Raw genomic sequence first — 433 nt, 5'->3', positions numbered from 1 at the left:
GCGCATACGCCTGAGGCCGCCTTGGCACAGAACCTCGGCCTCGCACCGGCGGATCGCGCCGGCTTGCCCCGGGGCGAAGCGTACTTCGCCCTGGGCCCCGTGCCGGACGACCGGTCGCCGGATGCTGCGCCCCGGGCGCGGCCGGAGCTGACGTCGCGGCATCGGTACCCGCTCCACGCACAGGAACCGCGGCGCGTCCCCGGAGGCGGCACCCAGCGCACCGTCACGGTCGACGAATTCCCGCTCTCGACCACGATGGCGGGATCGGTGCTCGAGATCGAGCCGGGGGCGATGCGGGAGCTGCACTGGCACCCGAATGCGGACGAATGGCAATATTACCTGGACGGATCGGCCGAGATGGCCGTGTTCCTGGCCGAAGGCCATGTCGTCGTCGAGAGCTTCGACGCAGGCGATATCGGCTACGCCCCAATGG

The 433-nt window shown here is 70.7% G+C and carries 1 protein-coding gene; it reads left to right on the top strand.

Features of this window, described 5'->3' with window-relative positions:
- Nucleotides 1-21: 21 nt before the first annotated feature.
- A partial coding sequence (locus tag GWG67_RS38830; protein WP_275174910.1) for a cupin domain-containing protein occupies nt 22-433 on the top strand: 412 nt, incomplete at its 3' end.

Origin of the sequence: Bradyrhizobium sp. CSS354, assembly GCF_029051725.1 — a bacterium.
Classification (GTDB): domain Bacteria; phylum Pseudomonadota; class Alphaproteobacteria; order Rhizobiales; family Xanthobacteraceae; genus Bradyrhizobium.
Note: the sequence above shows the minus strand (reverse complement) of the source record. Positions and strands in the feature narration are given on the sequence as shown.